We start from the raw sequence: 17,830 nt of genomic DNA on the forward strand, positions 1-17,830 counted from the left end.
TCCCGTCGGATCATTGCAACGCCGAAGGAATTGTGGGGACTTCGATGCCCGACACCACGCCGCACCTCCCCACCGAACACCTTCATCTGTCCAACAGCTTCGGGCCGGTCAGACTTTGGCCCGATCTTCGTCTGCATGAGGGATTCGAACGGCTTGCGGACCGGCATCCCACCGCCCCGGCGGTTGTGACGGAGAACGGAACCCTGGATTACGCCGGGTTGGACGCGGCGGCCAACGCGCTGGCCCACGCGCTGCTGGCCTTCGGGTTGCATCGGGAAGAGCCGGTCGGCGTGCTGACGGAGCGGTCGGGCGCGCTGCCGCAGGCGTTCCTCGGCATCCTCAAGGCGGACGGCGTCTATGTTCCGATGGTCGCCGACCTGCCGGCGGAGCGGCTGGCGAACATGGCGCGGCAAGCGGGGATGCGGCTGCTGATCGCGCTGGACGGGGTGGCCCCGCCGGACGCGCTGACCGATGCCCTGGCCGCCAACGGCCGGCCGGAGCGGCCGCAGGCCGTCCTGCGCCCCGAAGCCCTGGACGGCGACAGCCTCGCCAAGGCGACGGAACGCCCGGATCGGTCCGGCCCGGTGAACGGGCTGGCAAGCGGACTGGCGGTCATTCTCTTCACCTCCGGGTCCACCGGCCAGCCGAAGGGCGTGCTGATCCAGCACGACGCCTGCGTGAATCTGGCGCTCGGCCACACGGAGGCGCAGGGCGTCGGGCCGGGCGACCGGGTGCTGCTGTCCACCTCCCCCGGCTTCATCCTGGGATTCCGCGAGCTGTGCCTGCCGCTGCTCTCGGGGGCCGCCTACGTCCCGGCCTCACGCGCGCTGATCGACGATCCGGCCCGGCTGCTCGACCATATGGCCCGGTTGGGCGTGACCATCGCGCTGTTCACGCCGTCCTACCTGCGGCTGCTGCGTGGCGCCGTGCCGGCGGGGCTGCGCATGATCCTGACCGCCGGGGAACGGCCCAACCCCGACGACGCGCGGCATTACGCCCGCCATCTCGACTATTGGAACATGCACGGCGCCACCGAGGTCTGCGGCACCATCTGCATGCACAAGGTGAATCCGGACGGCGACGGCCCGCTGCCCAGCGGGCGGCCTTTCACCAACAACGCCGTCCATCTGCTCGACCGCCATGGCAATGAGGTGCCCGGCGGCGCGGTCGGTGAGATCCATGTCGTCGGACGGGGCGTCTCGCGCGGCTACCTGAACCAGCCCGAGCTGACGGCGGAGAATTTCGTCGAGACACGCTTCGGGCGCGCCTACCGCACGCATGACCTGGGACGCTGGAACCGAGACGGCGACCTGGAGACGCTGGGCCGCGCCGACGACATGGTGAAGGTGTCCGGGCAGTCGGTGTCGCTGGGCGAGATCGAGCGGACGCTGTTGCGCCACCCGCTGGTCAGCCGCGCCGCCGCCGTTCAGCACCAGGGCCGCCTGACCGCCATCGTTGAGAGCGCCGATCCGGAGGCGGCCCAGTCGGAAGACTGGCGCGCCTTCCTCGGCCGCAGCCTGCCCGCCTACATGGTGCCCGCTCGGGTGAAGGCCGTGGCCCGCATGCCGATCAGCTCCGCCGGCAAGACCGACCGCCGCGCCCTGCTGACGCTCGCCGAAGAGGCGTTGACCGCGGGGCGCGGCACGGGCGGAACACCGCCGCAAGGCGATCTGGAACGGGCCATTGCCACGGTGTGGGAGGAGGTGCTGGACACCCGCCCGGTGATGCGGGACGACCCGTTCTTCGCCATCGGCGGCACCAGCCTGCTCGCCATCGCGGTCGGGCAGCGCCTCCACGCGCTCGGCCATCCGGTGACGGTGCCGGTGATCCTGGCCTCCCGAACGGTGGAGACGCTGGCCCGCCGCATCGCGGAACAGAAGGGAGAGGACACCGAGCCGCCGGACCTGGGCGAAGGTCCCGCCACCGCCGGACAGGAGGATTTCTGGGTCGCCGCCAAGCTCGGCCTCGCCGCCGCCGGGTCGCACGTCGTGCGCGCCCTGTCGGTGCGCGGCCCCGTTCCGGAGGTGGAGCGCTGGCGCGCCGCCTGGGCCGCTCTGCTGGAGCGTCACCCGGCCCTGCGCACCGCCTTCCACGCCGACGCCGACGGACGGGTGCGCTGGCGCACGGTTCCCACCGCCGCCCTGCCGCCCGCAGCCGGCTTCTCCATCGACCGCTGTCACCTCCCGGAGGAGGCGCGGGAACTGATCGCCGGCTATGCCGAGACGCCCTTCGCCCTGAGCGAGGCACCGCTGGCCCGCGCCGGCCTGATGCTCATCGAGTCCGGCAACGAGACGCTGTTCTGGTTCGTGCTGCACCACGCCGTGGTGGACGGCCAGTCCGCCCGCACCGTGCAGGAGGACGTTCTGTCCCTGCTGCTGGGCCGCCCCCTGCCCCCGGCGGCGCACGGAATCGCGCTGGCGGCGCGGGACGAGGCGCGCCATCTCCGTTCCGACCGGGCGGCGCAGGACCGCGCCTTCTGGCAAGCCAAACTGGACGCCCTGCCGCCGGAGGCGTTCGAAGAGCTTCCGCTCGACCAGCCGCGCCCCACCACGCCCGGCGGTCGTTCCGCCCCGCCCCTGGCCGAGCGGCTGGACGCCGCGACCACCGCGGCCCTTGCAGCCATCGCGAAGGCGCAGGGCGTCGGCCTGCACGGCCTGCTGCTGGCGATCCTGGCGGCGGAGGCGCGGCGGCGCGGCGGGCGGTCCGACCTGATCCTGGGCACCGGCGTCTCCCTGCGCCCGGCGGGAGCGGAGGACACCGTCGGGCATTTCGTCAATCTGGTGCCGGTCCTTCTTCCGGGCACCACGGCGGCATTGGCCGCACAGGTCCGCACCGCCCAGGACGCGCTGACCGAGGCGGTCGGACACGCCGGCCTGCCCGCCAATCTGATCCAGCGTGAATTCCGCCAGCGCCACCCCGACGCTCTGCCGCCCGCCCGGCCCAACCTCTTCGCGGTGTCGCTGACCGCCAACCCGCCACGGACCAGCGCCGATCCGGTCAGCGGCCTGTCGCTGTCCCCACGACGCCTGCCCGGCGCGCTCGCCCACCCCGCCGCCGGCCTCGACCTCGCTTTCAGCCACGAGCCGGTAACGGCGGAGGGTGGCGACGGGCTGGAACTGGCGCTGCTGTGGAACCCGGACGTTTACACAGAGACCACCGCGCGCTCCTGGCTGGCCGCCTTCGCCGCCTGGGCGCGCTGGCTGGCCGCCGACCCGACGCGCCTGGACTCCCCGCTGCCCGCCCTGCTCCCGGAGGAGTCGGTCCTGCTCAAGCGTTGGGAGTTTGGCGAGGAGCGTCCCCGCCCGGCCCGCCGCGCCCATGAGCTGTTCGCTGAAATCGCCGCCCACCAGCCGGATCGCCCCGCCGTGGTCACCCGCAGCGGCGTGCGGACCTATGGCGACCTGAACCGGGACGCCGACCGCATCGCCGCCGCCCTGCTGGGCCGCGGCGTGGCGCGGCAGGACGCCGTGGCGGTGCTGACCGGCTGCGCGCCGGGCCTGCCCGCGGCGGTGCTCGGCGTCTGGAAGGCCGGGGCGGCCTATCTGCCGCTGGCCCACGACCTGCCGCCGGAGCGCATGGCCTACATGGTCCGCGACGCCGGCGTCCGGCTGCTGATCGCGCTGGACGGCCAGCCCGTCCCGCCCGCCCTGGCCGAGGCCGTGCCGACGCTGATCCGCCCCGAGATCCTCGAAGGGTCCGCCGCACCGACCGTCGTGGCCGGGGCGCCGGACGACCTTGCCTACATCATCTACACCTCCGGCACGACCGGGCATCCGAAGGGCGTGGCGGTCCGTCACGACGGTTTCGTCAACGCCGCGCTGGCGACCGGGGAGACGGTCAGCCTGCGGGCCGACGACCGCATGGCGCTGGCGGCAACGCCGGGATTCGACGCCTCGCTGTGGGAACTCGGGTTGGCGCTGCTGCACGGGATGGCGCTGGTGCCGGTGCCGCCGGAGTTGCGCGACGATCCCTGGGCGCTGAAGGATGCTTATGCGGCGTTGGGCGTGACCGTGGCCTTCCACGCCCCGTCCTACCTGCGGGTCAGCCAGGAGAAGCCGTTCCGCGGCCTGCGAGTCCTGCTGACCGGCGGTGAGGCGCCGAACGCCGACGACGCCCGCCACCACGCCGCCGATCTGGCCTTCTGGAACGCCTACGGCCCCACCGAGGCGAGCATCCTCGTGTCGATGGGCCCCATCTTGCCGGACAGCGGACGCGGCGGGCCGGTGCCCGCCGGGCGCCCGCTGCCCAACACCCGCGTCACGCTGCGCCGTCCGGATGGCACGCCGGTTCCCCCGGGCCTGCCGGGAGAACTGTGGCTGGGCGGGGTTGGACTGGCCCGCGGCTACCTCAACAACCCCGACCTGACCGCCCGCGCCTTCGTCGAGACGGCGGAGGGCCGCTTCTACCGCACCGGCGATCTCGGGCGCTGGACGGCGGACGGCCAACTGGTCCTGTGCGGACGCATCGACCATCAGGTGAAGCTGCACGGCCAGCGCGTCGAGCTTGCCGAGATCGAGCAGGACCTGCTGGCCCATCCCGCCGCCGCGCAGGCCGTCGTGCTGGTGGACGCCGCGGCGGAGGGCACCAAGGCGTTGCGCGCCTTCGTCCGCGCCAAGGACGGCGCTGCCCTGCCGGACGAGGAGGCGTGGCGCGCCTTCCTTGCCGACCGTCTGCCCGCCTTCATGGTGCCGGCCAGCGTGACGGCGGTGGACAGCATTCCCCTGACGCCCGCGGGCAAGATCGACCGAGACGCCCTGCTCCGCCTCGCATACGCCCATGGCGATGCCACCACGGCGAAGCGGCAGGCGCCGCGGGACGGGCTCGAACACAGCATTGCCGCCCTGTGGGGCGGCCTGTTGGGCGAGGAGGTCGCGCGCACCGACAATTTCTTCGCGCTCGGCGGCAACAGCCTGCTGGCGGTGACCATCGCGCACCGGCTGTCCCAGGAGCTGGGTGTGGCCGTCCCGGCGCGCGCCCTGTTCGCCGCCCCGACCCTGGCCGGCTTCGCCCGCAAAGTGGCGGAGCTGAGCGAGGCAGATGCGCCGCAGGCCGACGCGGACGAGTCCGACCTCGCCACCGAAGGGGAGCGCGAATTCTGGGTGGCCGAGGCGGCGGGGCTGGACACGCGGCCCTTCATCATCCCGGTGATCCGCGCCGTGGAGGGGGATATGCCGGACGCGGCCCGCTGGTCGAACGCCTGGACGGCGCTCGCCGAGCGGCACGAGGCGTTGCGCACGAGCTTCGCGGAGGACGCCGAAGGGCGGTTGCGCCGCCACATCACCCCCACCATCGACGTCACCCCGGAGCTGTCCAAGCAACCCGACCGCGCCGCGGCACTGGCCCACATTCGCGGCCGCCAGGGCCAGTCCTTCGTCATGGCGACCGCGCCGCTGTGGCGCGCCGGGCTGGTGACGCTGACGGACGGCGGCGCGGCGCTGTTCTGGATGGCGATCCATCATTCCATCGGCGACGGACGCTCGGTCGGCATCCTGCTGGAGGAACTGACCGCGTTGCTGGCGGGTGAGACCCTGCCTCTTCGGCCCACCCGCTACACCGCCATGGCCGCCCGCGAGCGGCGCTATCTGGACGGCCGGGACCGCGCGACGGACGAGGCCCATTGGCGGGACCTGCTGTCCGCTCTGCCCGCCGAGGCGTTCGACGACTGGCCGCTCGACACGCCACGCGCCGCCACGGCAGCACCGGGCAGCCATCGCTTCGAGTTGCGGTTGGACCCGGCCACCGCCTCGGGGCTGAAGACGGTCGCCCGCCGGCACGAGGCCAGCCTGCACGCCGTTCTGCTGACCCTGCTGGCGCGCGAGGTGCGGCGACGCACCGGGCGCGGCGCCGTCACCATCGGCACGACCGGCGACATCCGGGAAACCGCCGAGGACGCGCGGGTCGTCGGTTACGGCGTGAACATGCTGCCCTTGGCCTTGCATCCCGCTGCCGACACCCCATTCGGGGCGGAGCTGCGCGCCACCCAGGCGGCTCTGGCCAGGGCGCTGCAACACGCCCGCCTGCCCTTCGCGCGGATCTGCCACGGCTTCTGGACGGATCGCCCGCAGCAACGCGACCCGGCCCGCTACCCGCTGTTCGACATCGCGGTGACGGAGAATCCGCAGAGCGTGCCCGCCGCCGGCCCGCTGCGCCTCGTCCGCCCCGATGGCGACGGGCCGGCCTACGAGCGCACCGGCCATTCGCCCGGACAGGACATGGTGCTGATCCATGAAGGGCTGGCCGACGGCGGGCTGCTGCTGCAATGGCACGTCAATGCGGCACTCTACGCCAAGGACACGGCGGAGCGCTGGTTCGACGCGCTGGCCGGCTGGGCGCGCTGGCTGGGCGGCGACGCCGCCCGCGCCGACGTGTCGCCACCCGCCCTGCTGCCGGAGGAGGAGGCGACGCTCGCGGCGTGGGAACACGGCCCGGCGGTGGAGCGCCCGGCGCTGCCCTTCCACGCGCTGTTCGAGCGGCTGATCGACCGTCCCGGCACCGGCCAGGGCGGACGCCCGGCGGTCATCGCCCCCGACCGCGTCCTGACCTACCGCGCCGTCGAGGCGGAAGCCAACGCCATTGCCCACGCCCTGCGGGGACGCGGGGCGGAGCGCGGCAGCGTGGTCGGCGTGCTGACCGGCCGCTCGCCGAACCTTCCCGCTGCGCTTCTCGGCGTTTGGAAGGCGGGCGCGGTGTATCTGCCGCTCGCCGCCGATCTGCCGGCGGAACGGCTGGCCTTCATCGCCGGAGACGCCGGGGCGGCCCTGCTGCTGGCGCTGGACGGCGCTGCGGTGCCCGACGCGCTGTCCCCCCTGCCCCTTCTGCGTCCGGAGGACCTCTCCGCCGATTTCCGCACGGCGCAGGCCCACCGCCCGCAAGCCCCGCGTCCACAGGCTACGACCGGACCGGAGGACACCGCCTACATCCTCTACACCTCCGGCTCCACCGGCCGCCCCAAGGGCACGCCGGTCAGTCACGGCGCCTACGTAAACATGGTGCTGGGAGCCGTCGAAACCTTCGGCCTGACCGCCGAGGATCGGACGCTGATGTTCGCCTCGCCCTCCTTCGACGTGTCGCTGTCGGACATCGGCGTGCCACTGGCCGCCGGGGCGGCGCTCTGCGCCGTGCCCTACGAGGTGCTGAGCGCCCCGGCGCGCCTGATCGCCTTCCTGGCGGAGCAGCGGGTGACCGTTGCCGACCTCACCCCGACCTATCTGCGCCTGTTCGACGGGGCGAACCTGCCGTCGCTGCGCATCCTGGTGACCGGCGGCGAGGCGCCCCTTGCGGCCGACGTCCGGACCTACGCCGGGCGGCTGCGCTACTACAACGCCTACGGCCCGACCGAGAACACCATCACCAGCGCCATGGGGCTGTTGGGCACGGAGGACCGGGGCTTCCTGCCCGTTGGGCGCCCGCTTCCCAACACGTCGGTGCACATCCGCGACGCGGCGGGCCACCCGGTGCCTCCGGGCGCGGTGGGAGAGATCTGGCTGGGCGGCGCCAACCTCGCCCGCGGCTATCTGAACCGTCCTGAGCAGGAGGCGGCGGTCTTCGTCGGGACGGGACGCGGGCGGCACTATCGCTCCGGCGACCTCGGGCGCTGGCGGGCCGACGGCGAGTTGGAAGTGCTGGGCCGCATCGACGATCAGGTGAAGCTCAACGGCATCCGCATCGAACTCGGCGAGATCGAACAGGCGCTGGGCGCCCACCCCGACATCGCGCAGGCCGTGGCCCTCGTCCAGGGCAAGACCGGCGCCGCGCAGAGCCTGTGGGCCTTCGTCCGCCCCATCCCCGGCAAGCCGGTGCCAGCCGAGGACTCCTGGCGCGGCTGGCTGGCCGACCGGCTGCCCGCGGTGATGATCCCGGCCGGGGTGATCGCGGTGGAAACGGTGCCGGTGACGGCGTCGGGCAAGGTGGACCGCGCAGCGCTGCAAGGGCTGATCGCCGGCCACGCCCCGCAAGGAGCGCGGATGGCGCCGCAGGGCCGGCTTGAGGAGACCGTCGCCCGCATCTGGGCGGAGCGGTTGGGCCGCGGCCCGGTCTGGCGCGACGACAATTTCTTCGCGCTCGGCGGCCACAGCCTGCTCGCCATCGCCGTCGCCCACGCGCTGGAAGCGGAGCTGGGACACCCCGTCTCCGCCCGCGACCTGTTCACCGAGCCGACCCTGCGCGGTTTCGCCGCCCGCCTCGCCGCCACAGCTCCCGTGGATGCCCCAACCGACGCCGAATCCGACCGCGCGACCGAAGGCCAGCGGGAGTTCTGGGTGGCCGAGCAGGCCGGGCTGGACACCCGCGGCTTCACCATCCCCCTGACGCTGTCGGTGGAGGGCGACGTCCCGACCGACGAACGCTGGCAAGCCGCCTGGACCGCCCTGGCGGAGCGGCACGAGGCGTTGCGCACCGGTTTCCAAGAGGACGAAGGCGGCACGCTCCGCCGTGTCGTCCAAACCACGACCACCGACCTGGAAACTGTCACGGCCTCCGACCGCGCCGCCGCGCTCGACCTCATCCGGAAACGCCAGGCGGCGCCCTTCGCCATGGCCGCTCCGCCGCTGTGGCGGGCCGGGCTGGTGCGGGTGGCGGACGGCAGCGGCACCCTGTTCTGGCTGGCTCTGCACCATTCCATCGGCGACGGGATGTCGCTCGGCCTGCTGGCGGACGACCTCGCGGCGATTCTGCGCGGGGTGTCCCTGCCCGGCCGCGCCCCCGGCTTCGGCCGCTCCGCCGCGCGGGAGGAAGCCTATCTCGCCGGTGAGGCCGCCTGGGCGGACGCGGAGCGTTGGCAACGCCTGCTCGCTGGGATCGACCCCGCCGCCTTCGAGGAATGGCCGCTCGACAACACCCGTCCGCCGGTGCGCAGCACCGAAACGGCCAAGGGAAGCCATTGCCACCGCGTCCGCCTCACCCCGGACGTGGCGGAGGCGTTGCGCGCCCTCGCCCGGCGCAACGGCGCCAGCTTGCACGCCCTGATGATGACGCTGATGGCGCATGAGGTGCGGCGCCGCACCGGCCGGGCAGCGTTCCTGATGGGCACCGCCGCCTCCACCCGCGAAACGGCGGAGGAGGCGGGCGTCGTCGGCTACTATGTCAACATGCTGCCGGTGCCTTTCCGGGTGGACCGGAGCGAGCCGCTGGAATCGGCGGTCAAGGCCACGCAAGGCCGTCTGGCGGAAGCGTTGCGCCATGGCCGCCAGCCCTTCGCCCGCATCCACCCGGAGTTCCGCCGCAGCCAGCCGCAGGCGCATCATCCGGCCCGCTACCCGCTGTTCGATCTGGCGGTGACGGAAAATCCGGCGATGCCCGCCCCGCCCTGCGACGGGCTTCGCTTCGCGGCCATCGACACGTTTGACGGCCACGACATCCAATACGAGCTGCGCCACAGCGCCCCCGCCCAGGACCTCGTCCTGGTGCATGAGGGGCAGGCGGATGGCGGGCTGATCCTCCAGCTCTACGCCAACGCTGCCCTTTACGAACGGGAGACCGCGCAGGCCTGGACCGCGGGGCTGGCCGGCTGGGCGCGGCGGCTGGCCGATCCGCAGCAGACGCCGGGCGACCCGCTGCCCGCGCTGCTGCCGGACGAGGAAACGCTGCTCGCCGCGTGGGAGCGCGGCCCGGCGATGCCGCACCCGGTTCGCTGCTTCCACCACCAGTTCGCCGCGCTGGCGCGCTCGCAGCCGGACCGCCCAGCCCTCATCACCGACGACGGCGCGGTCAGCTACGCCGCGATGAACGCCCGTGCCAACGCGCTGGCCCACGCACTGCTGACGCAGGGCTTGCGGACCGGCGACGCGGTCGGCGTCCTGACGGAGCGCTCGCCCGCCCTGCCCGAGGCGGTGCTGGCGATCTGGAAGGCCGGGGCCGCCTATCTGCCGCTGACCCGCGACCTGCCGGAGGACCGGCTGGCCTTCATCGCCCGCGACGCCGCCATCCGCGTCGTCGTGGCGCTGGACGGCCATGCCCTGCCCGACGCGCTGGCGCAGGCCGGTTACGCCGTCCTTCGCCCGGAATCCCTGACCGAAGAATTCCGCGCCGCAAACGCTCAGGAGCCGGAGGCCGGCACGCGCAGCACGCCGGGCGATCCCGCCTACATCATCCACACCTCGGGATCGACCGGGGTGCCGAAGGGGGTCGTGCTGCATCACGGCGGGCTGCTGAACCTCGGCCTGTCGATGGCGCGGATGATGGGCGTCCAGCCGGACGAACGGACGCTCCTCAGTTCCTCCCCCTCCTTCGACGCCTGGATCTCCGATTCCGTGATGACCTGGGCGACCGGTGGCGCCCTGGTTCCCATCCGCCGTACCGAGATGGACGACACCGCCGGGCTGCGCGCCAAGATGGAACGGCTGGGCGTCACCTCCGCCACCCTGCCGCCCTCCTACCTGCGGCTGTTCGAGCAGGCGGACCTGCCGACCCTGCGCATCCTGATGACGGTGGGCGAGCCGCCCAACGCCGCCGACGCCCTGCACTACGCGGCCCGGCTGCGCTACATCAACGGCTACGGCCCGACCGAGAACACCGCCGCGGCCAGCATCGGCATCCTGTCCCCGTACTCGCCGTGGATGAGCGCCGGACGCCCGCTGCCCAACACCGCCATCCACATCTTGGACGAGGACGGCGAACCGGTTCCCCCCGGCGCCGTCGGCCATGTCTGGCTGAGCGGCCTGGGGCTGGCCATCGGCTACCTGAACCGGCCCGACCTGACCGCCGCCGCCTTCGTGGAGACGGCGAAGGGCCGCCGCTACCGCACCGGCGACCTCGGCCGCTGGCTGCCCAACGGGGAGCTGCTGGTCCTCGGCCGGTCGGACAGCCAAGTGAAGCTGCGCGGCCAGCGCGTCGAGCTGGGCGAGATCGAGCACCGTCTGGAAGCTCATCCCGGCGTGCAGCAGGCGGTGGCCTTGGTGGACACGCCGCCGGGCGGTGCCCAAACGCTGTGGGCCTTCGTCAGCCTCGCGCCCGACGCCGCGGAACCGACGCAGGCCGCCTGGGCCGCCCATGCGGCTGCGGCGCTGCCCGCCTACATGGTGCCGGCGGCGGTGATCCGGGTGCCCGCGATCCCGGTGACGGTGGCCGGCAAGGTCGACCGCAAGGCGCTGCTGCAGGCGCTGGCCAACCACGCGCCCTCCGACGGCACGGCCTCCGGCGCCTACACCCCGCCGCGCAACGCGGTGGAGCAGCGGGTGGCGGAGCTGTGGGCGGAGCAGCTTCAGCGGCCCGTTCCGGGGCGCGAGGCCGGCTTCTTCGAGCTGGGCGGCGACAGCCTGCGGGCGATCGCCGTGGTGAACCGCCTGCGTCGAGAATTCGCCTGCAAGATCAACGACCTCTACGAAGCCCCAGCGCTGGCGGAATTCGCGCTGCGCCTGCGGCCCCAGCCGGACCATCTGCACCGGGTGATCGCCGCCGTCCGATCCCACTGGCAGGACTATCAGGCGACCCTCCCCGCCTTCGACGCCGCCCGCGACCGCGCGCTGGCCGAGCAGCAGCAAGCCTATGAGGCACGGAACGCGGCCTACGACGCCTTCGACGGGACGGAGCGGCGCGACTACGGCGAGGTGCTGCTGACCGGCGCCACCGGCTATCTCGGCGCGTACCTGCTGCGGGAACTTCTGTCCGACCCGGCGCGGCGGGTTACTGCGTTGGTCCGCGGGGCCGATGACCGGACCGCCCACGCCCGGCTCGGCCGCGTGCTGGCCGGCTATTTCGGGGCGGCGGGCGGGGCCACGCTGATCGGCGATCCGCGCCTGACCGTGCGGGCCGGTGACCTGCGCCGCGACGGGCTGGGCCTCACACCCACGGTGCACGGCGCGCTGGCGGAGGGGGTGCGGGCGGTCTTCCACTGCGCGGCCAACGTCAATCATTTCGGCCATTACGCGGAGTTCCATGCCGACAATGTGGAGGCGACGCGCCGGCTCCTCGACCTCGCCGCCGCGCGGCGCGGCGACCCGGCGGACTTCCACCTGATCTCCACCCTGTCGGTCACCGGCAAGGCGCCGGAGGACGGCTTCAAACTGGTCACCGAATACGACGCGGTGCCGGACGTCCTCGACGAGAACTATTACGTCCGCAGCAAGCAGGAGGCGGAACGGCTGGTCACGGCGGCGCGCGGCGATCTGCGCAACGCCAGCATCCACCGCGTCGGCAACGTCGTCTTCGCGGCGGAGGGCGGGCCGCTGCAGTTGAACCTGCGGGACAACGCCTTCTTCCGGCAACTGGCCGCCTTCGTGCGGCTGGGGGTGGTGCCCGACGATTCCCACGTCTGGCTCTGCCACGTCGATCGCGTGGCCCGTGCGGTGGCTCTGCTGGCCGGCGCCGCCGGCCTCGCCAACGAGACGCATCATGTGGAGAACCACCGCCGGGACACGCTGGCCGATTTCGTCACCTCGGCGGCGGGGATGGCGGGGGCGGTGCGGGCGGTCGGCTTCGACGCCCTGCTCGACCGGCTGGAGCGCGCCATCGGCGAACCCGACATGGACGGCGCCTTGGCCCAGACGCTGGAGGGCTTCGGCCTTTACAGCGGGCGCTCCCCCCAGGCGCGCGGGCGGCGGCAGGAGCTGACCTCCGAACGCACGCAAGCGCTGCTCGGCCGCATGGGCTTCGGCTGGCCGCCGGTTCCCCGCGCCGGGCAGGCCGACATGCTGTGCGCCGCCGCGGATCTTTTCTCCCGATGACCGCCTCCGGAGCCACCATGCTGACCCATGTCCAGGATCTCGGCTTCCGCACCGGGGAGTTCAGCGTGGAGCCGCTGCCCGACACCGAGGCAGCGCGTGCGCTGGCCGTCCTGTCCGCCCGCCACGGGACGGAAACCGACGCCGCCGCCCTCGTCCCGGACGGGCGGGAAACCGAGCTGCGCGGCGAACTGGCGGAGGCCGCGCCCGGCCTGTCCGCCCTGGCCACGGCGATCCGCGACCGGCTGGAGACCAGCCACAGCGGCGTGCTGATCCGCCGCGCCCATCTCGGCGGTCACGATCTCGACACCCGGCGCCGCCTGCTCTACGCGCTGGCCGTCGGCATCGGCGCGCCGACCGCGACCGACCGGATCGACCGCAAGGTGGTGTGGGACATCAAGCTCCGCCCCGAGCTGGTGCGCAGCGGCGCCGCCTCCACCTTCTCGGAGCACGCGGACGAGGCCGATTTCCACACCGACACCCAGTATTTCCCGGACCCCGAACGCTACATGCTGCTCTATTTCGCTCGGGCGGCGGCCTGCGGCGGCGGGCGGTCCAGCCTGCGCGACGCCCGCTGCGTCCGCGCGGCTCTGGCCGGCAGCGAGGAGGGGCGCTGGGCGCTTGACCTTCTGTCGCGGACGGCGCTGCCCTTCCGCATTCCCGCCACCTTCACCCGCACCGGGTCGCGCGACGCGGTGGAGGTGACCTTCGCCACCGTCTTCGGCGACCGCCCGCTCATCCGTTTCCGCACCGACACGCTGCGCCGCGGCCTCGCCGCCCGACCGGAGCACGACACCCCGGAGGTCCGCCGCGCGCTCGCCATCCTCCAGGCGGAACTGGACAACCCGGCGCAGCGGCTGGAGACCTTCATGGAGTCCGACAGCCTGCTGGCGATGAACAACCACGAGGCGCTCCACGGGCGCGGCGCCTTCGCCGACCCGGACCGCCACGCGCTGCGCATCCGCATCGACGACGGCACCCCGCAGGATCACGCGCGATGAACCTCCTCCGCTTGCTGGGACGGCTGGGACCGGCGCCGCTGCGCCGTCTGGTTCTCTATGCGCTGGGGTCGGCCCTCTTCTCCACGCTGGTGCTGGCTCTGGTCAACCGGGGAGCGGAGGAGATCGCCGCGGAGAAGGCCGACTTCGTCAACGTGCCGCTGGCCGCCGCCTTCGTCGCCAGCGTCCTCCTCTACATGCTCCTGGAAGGCCGCATGGTCGCCCACCTGTCGGCGGACGCGGAGGAGGTGGTGGACAGCCTGCGCATGCGGCTGCTCGACCAGATCCGCCGCGCCGACCTGTGGAAGCTGGAACGCTTCGGCCAGACCCCGCTGTTCGAAAGCGTGACGCAGAGCAGCCAGCTCATTTCGCAGAATTCGCAGTTCCTGGCGCTGACCGTGCGCTCGGTCCTGCTGACCGGGACGATCCTGCTCTACATTGCCACCATCTCGCCGGTCGCCTTCCTGCTGATCGGCGGGCTGCTCGGTGCCGGGACATGGTTCTACATCCGGCTGGGCCGCGCGCTGGAGGAGCGACAGCGCGCCATGATGGCGGAGGAGGCCATCCTGTTCGAAGGCGTGTCGGACCTGTTCGACGGCTTCAAGGAACAGCGGCTGAACAGCGCCCGCAGCCGCGACCTGAACGACGCCTTCGCCACGGTCTCCGGCCGCACCATCACCGCCCGAGGCGCGGTGCACCTGCACACCTGGCAGCAGTTCGTGTTCGGCGAATGCGCCTTCAACCTGATGCTGGGCGTGGTCGTCTTCGTCGTGCCGTCCTACTCCAGCGCCATCTCGGCGGAGCTGGTGAAGATCACCGCCGCCATCTTCTTCATGTCGGCCCCGGTCTTCGGGCTGATGCAGTCGCTGGCGGTGATGAGCGCCGCGGAGGCCGCCGCCGGGCGCATGATGGCTCTGGAAGGCCAGCTTTCGGAGTTGGCGGAGGCCGGGAGCGATGGCCCCGCCCTGCCGGTGCCCGTCAACTTCGCCAAGGTGACGATGGAGGGGATGGAGTTCGCCTTCCCCGCCCCGCCGGGCGAGCCGCCCTTCGCGGTCGGCCCCTTCGACCTGACCATCCGGCGCGGCGAGGTGATCTTCATCACCGGCGGCAACGGGTCGGGCAAATCGACCTTCATCAAGCTGCTGACCGGACTCTACCACCCGCTGCGCGGGCGGATCACGGTGGACGGGGTGCCGGTCGGGCCGCAGCGCATCGCCGCCTACCGCGAGCTGATGGCGACCGTCTTCGCCGATTTCCACCTGTTCGCCCGGCTCTACGGCCAGGACGCCATCAACCCTGTGGAGGCCGCCGAACTGATGCGCTGGATGGAGATGGAGCGGGTCACCGCCCTGGAGGGCGACCGCTTCGGACGGCGCGACCTGTCCGCCGGCCAGCGCAAGCGGCTGGGCCTCGTCGCGGCGATCCTGGAGAAGGCCCCGATCCTGATCTTCGACGAATGGGCCGCCGACCAGGACCCGCATTTCCGCTTCAAGTTCTACCGGGAAGTCGTGCCGGAGTTGAAGCGGCGCGGCCTGACCATCGTGGCGGTGACCCACGACGACCATTACTTCGACGTCGCCGACCGCCGCCTGCACATGGAGGAAGGCCGCCTGACCGAACTCGCCCATAAGACGGAGGGCGTATCATGAGGCTGGCCGCCATCGTCCTGCGCGAGCTTCCGGACAATCTGCGCACGCTCGCCCTGATGAACGTCCTGTCGGCGATCGCGACCGCGGCGCTGCTCTGGCTGGTCGACGCCGCCGCCAAGGACGCCGCCAAGGACATCGTCAGCCCGCGGCTTCTGGTGATGTACGCGGTCACGGTGACGCTGTTCGGGGTGACCCACAATTACGCTCTGGTCACCGCGTCCCAGGACGCCGAGCGGCTGATCCACAAGATCCGCCTGCGCCTGTTCGATCTGGTGCGCCGCGCCGACCTCGTGACCGTGGACCGCATCGGACGGGCGTCCCTGCACGGCGTGCTGACCCAGGACACCCAGACGCTGGCCCAGACCCTGCCCCTTCTGGCGATCGGCGGGCAGCAGGCGGTGATGCTGGTCTTCCTGGCGGTCTATCTGGCCTGGCTGTCGCCGCTGGCCTGTGTGATGGCCTTCGCCTTCGCCGGGATCGCCGTGGCCGTGAAGGTGGCGCGGGTGCAGCGCCTGCGCCGCAACATGATGGAGGCGGCGGCGGCGGAATCGCGCGTCTTCGACGGGCTGACCGACCTGCTGCGCGGCTTCAAGGAGGTGCGGATGAACCGCCGCCGCGGCGACGGGCTGATCCGCGACCTCGCCGACGCCTCGTCCCGGGCGCGGGCGGTGAACGTCGACATGAAGGAGCGGTGGGGCCGCAACTTCGCGCTGGTCGAGGGGATGTTCTACACGCTGATCGGCATGATGGTCTTCGTCGTGCCGCTGTTCACCACCGGCTATCACACGGTGGTGGTGGCGGCGACCACGGCGGCGCTGTTCATCGTCGGGCCGGTCAGCACCGTGTCCTTCGTCACCCCGCTGGTCGCCCAGACCGAAATGGCCCTGTCCAACATCGAGGCTATGGAGGAACGGCTGCGCGCCGCCGCCGGCAGCGCCCCGGACAAGGGGACGGAGCGGCTGCCCGGCCCGCCCACGCGCATCGCGCTGACCGACGCCACCTTCGCCTATCACGACGACGCAGGCGCGCCCGTCTTTGCCGTGGGGCCGCTGTCGGCGGAGTTCCGGGCGGGCGAGATCACCTTCGTCACCGGCGGCAACGGCTCCGGCAAATCCACGATGCTGCGCCTGCTGACCGGGCTGATGCCGCTGGACGGCGGCCAACTCCTCGCCGACGGGGAACCGGTGCCGGCGGAACGGATGCAGAGTTACCGCGACATGATCTCCGCCATCTTCTCCGACTACCACCTGTCGCGCCGCCTCTACGGCGTCGCCGACCCTGACCCGGCGCGCGTCCGCGCCCTGCTGGAGCGGCTGGAGATGCAGGACAAGGTGACGGTCGCGGACGGCGGCTTCAGCACCGTCGCCCTGTCCACCGGCCAGCGCAAACGCCTCGCCCTGGTGGTCGCGCAGTTGGAGGACAAGCCGGTCATCGTGCTGGACGAATGGGCCGCCGACCAGGACCCGCATTTCCGCCGCGTCTTCTACGAAGAACTGCTCCCCGAGTTGAAGGCCCTGGGCAAGATCGTCATCTGCGTGACCCACGACGAGCGCTGGTTCGGCCTCGCCGACCGCGTCTATCACATGAACGAGGGCCGCATCGAGGAAGGCCACGGCCACCCTCACCTGTTCGCGCTGGAGCCGGCGTGATGGCCCCGCCCCTGTCCTCGCCACTGTCCTCCACCCTGCCCTCCTGGCTGCAAGGCTTCCGGACGGCTTCGGCGCCGCGCCGCACCCTGGCCTGCTTCCCCTACGCCGGGGCCGGGGCCGCCGTCTTCCGGGACTGGGCGTCGCACGTCGGGCCGGACACCGAGTTGCTGGCCGTGCGCCTTCCGGGACGGGAGAGCCGCATCGGCGAGCCGCCGCTGCACCGGGTGGAGGAGGCCGTACCCGCCCTCCTGGCGGCGCTGGAGCCGCTGGGCGAACGGCCGCTGATCCTGTTCGGCCACTCGCTGGGCGCGGCGCTGGCCTACGCCACCGCCCGTGCGCTGGCGGCGCATGGTCGCCCGCCCGCCCTGCTGGCGGTGTCGGGGCGCCGGGCGCCCCACCTTCCGTCGCGGCGGCCACCCGTCGATGGCCTGGACGATGCGGACTTCCGCGCCCGCCTCGCCGCGCTGGGCGGCACCCCGCCCGAGGTGCTGGCCTGCGACGACCTGATGGAGCTGATGCTGCCCATGCTGCGCGCCGACTTCGCCATGTCCGATGGGTTCCTCGAACCTGATCCGCCGCCGCTTCCGGTGCCGATCCTGGCCTTCGCCGGGGCGGAGGACACCGAGGCCATGGTGGCGGAGGTCGCCGGGTGGGAACGGCTGGCCGGGGCGGGATTCAGCCTGTGCACGCTTCCCGGCGGCCATTTCTTCCTGCACGAGCAGCACGCGGTGATTGCCGAACATCTGACGGAAGAAAATTTATGAAACGACAATTGAGCGTTGATATTCTTTTTGATGGCAAATCCTTTGACGAAGACAACCGCATTCGTTAGCCCATATGACGGTGCCGCCGACAACCACCGGCGGCGTTTTCGGAGC

5 protein-coding genes are annotated in these 17,830 nt (G+C 72.3%); all 5 read left to right on the top strand.

Annotated elements, in window-relative coordinates; genetic code table 11:
- Positions 1–44 precede the first annotated feature (44 nt).
- From FBZ83_RS20820 to FBZ83_RS20840, 5 genes are read left to right on the top strand one after another with little or no spacing between them, the layout of a single operon-like run.
- Entirely contained in the window at positions 45–12,659 is a 12,615-nt protein-coding gene (locus tag FBZ83_RS20820; protein ID WP_145687833.1) for a non-ribosomal peptide synthetase, read from the top strand.
- A complete protein-coding gene (locus FBZ83_RS20825) occupies positions 12,656–13,657 on the top strand; it encodes a TauD/TfdA family dioxygenase (protein ID WP_145687846.1) in 1,002 nt (333 codons plus the stop codon). The genes FBZ83_RS20820 and FBZ83_RS20825 overlap by 4 nt, the downstream gene beginning before the upstream one ends.
- Entirely contained in the window at positions 13,654–15,303 is a 1,650-nt protein-coding gene (locus tag FBZ83_RS20830) for an ATP-binding cassette domain-containing protein (protein ID WP_145687857.1), read from the top strand. Before FBZ83_RS20825 ends, FBZ83_RS20830 begins: the two co-directional genes overlap by 4 nt.
- Entirely contained in the window at positions 15,300–16,952 is a 1,653-nt protein-coding gene (locus tag FBZ83_RS20835; RefSeq protein WP_145687870.1) for a cyclic peptide export ABC transporter, read from the top strand. The genes FBZ83_RS20830 and FBZ83_RS20835 overlap by 4 nt, the downstream gene beginning before the upstream one ends.
- Positions 16,952–17,716 (top strand): thioesterase II family protein, encoded by a 765-nt coding sequence (locus tag FBZ83_RS20840; protein WP_145687875.1) that lies wholly within the window; start codon positions 16,952–16,954, stop codon positions 17,714–17,716. Before FBZ83_RS20835 ends, FBZ83_RS20840 begins: the two co-directional genes overlap by 1 nt.
- The last annotated feature ends 114 nt before the right edge of the window (positions 17,717–17,830 follow it).

It is taken from the genome of Azospirillum brasilense, from assembly GCF_007827815.1.
Classification (GTDB): Bacteria; Pseudomonadota; Alphaproteobacteria; order Azospirillales; family Azospirillaceae; genus Azospirillum; species Azospirillum brasilense_C.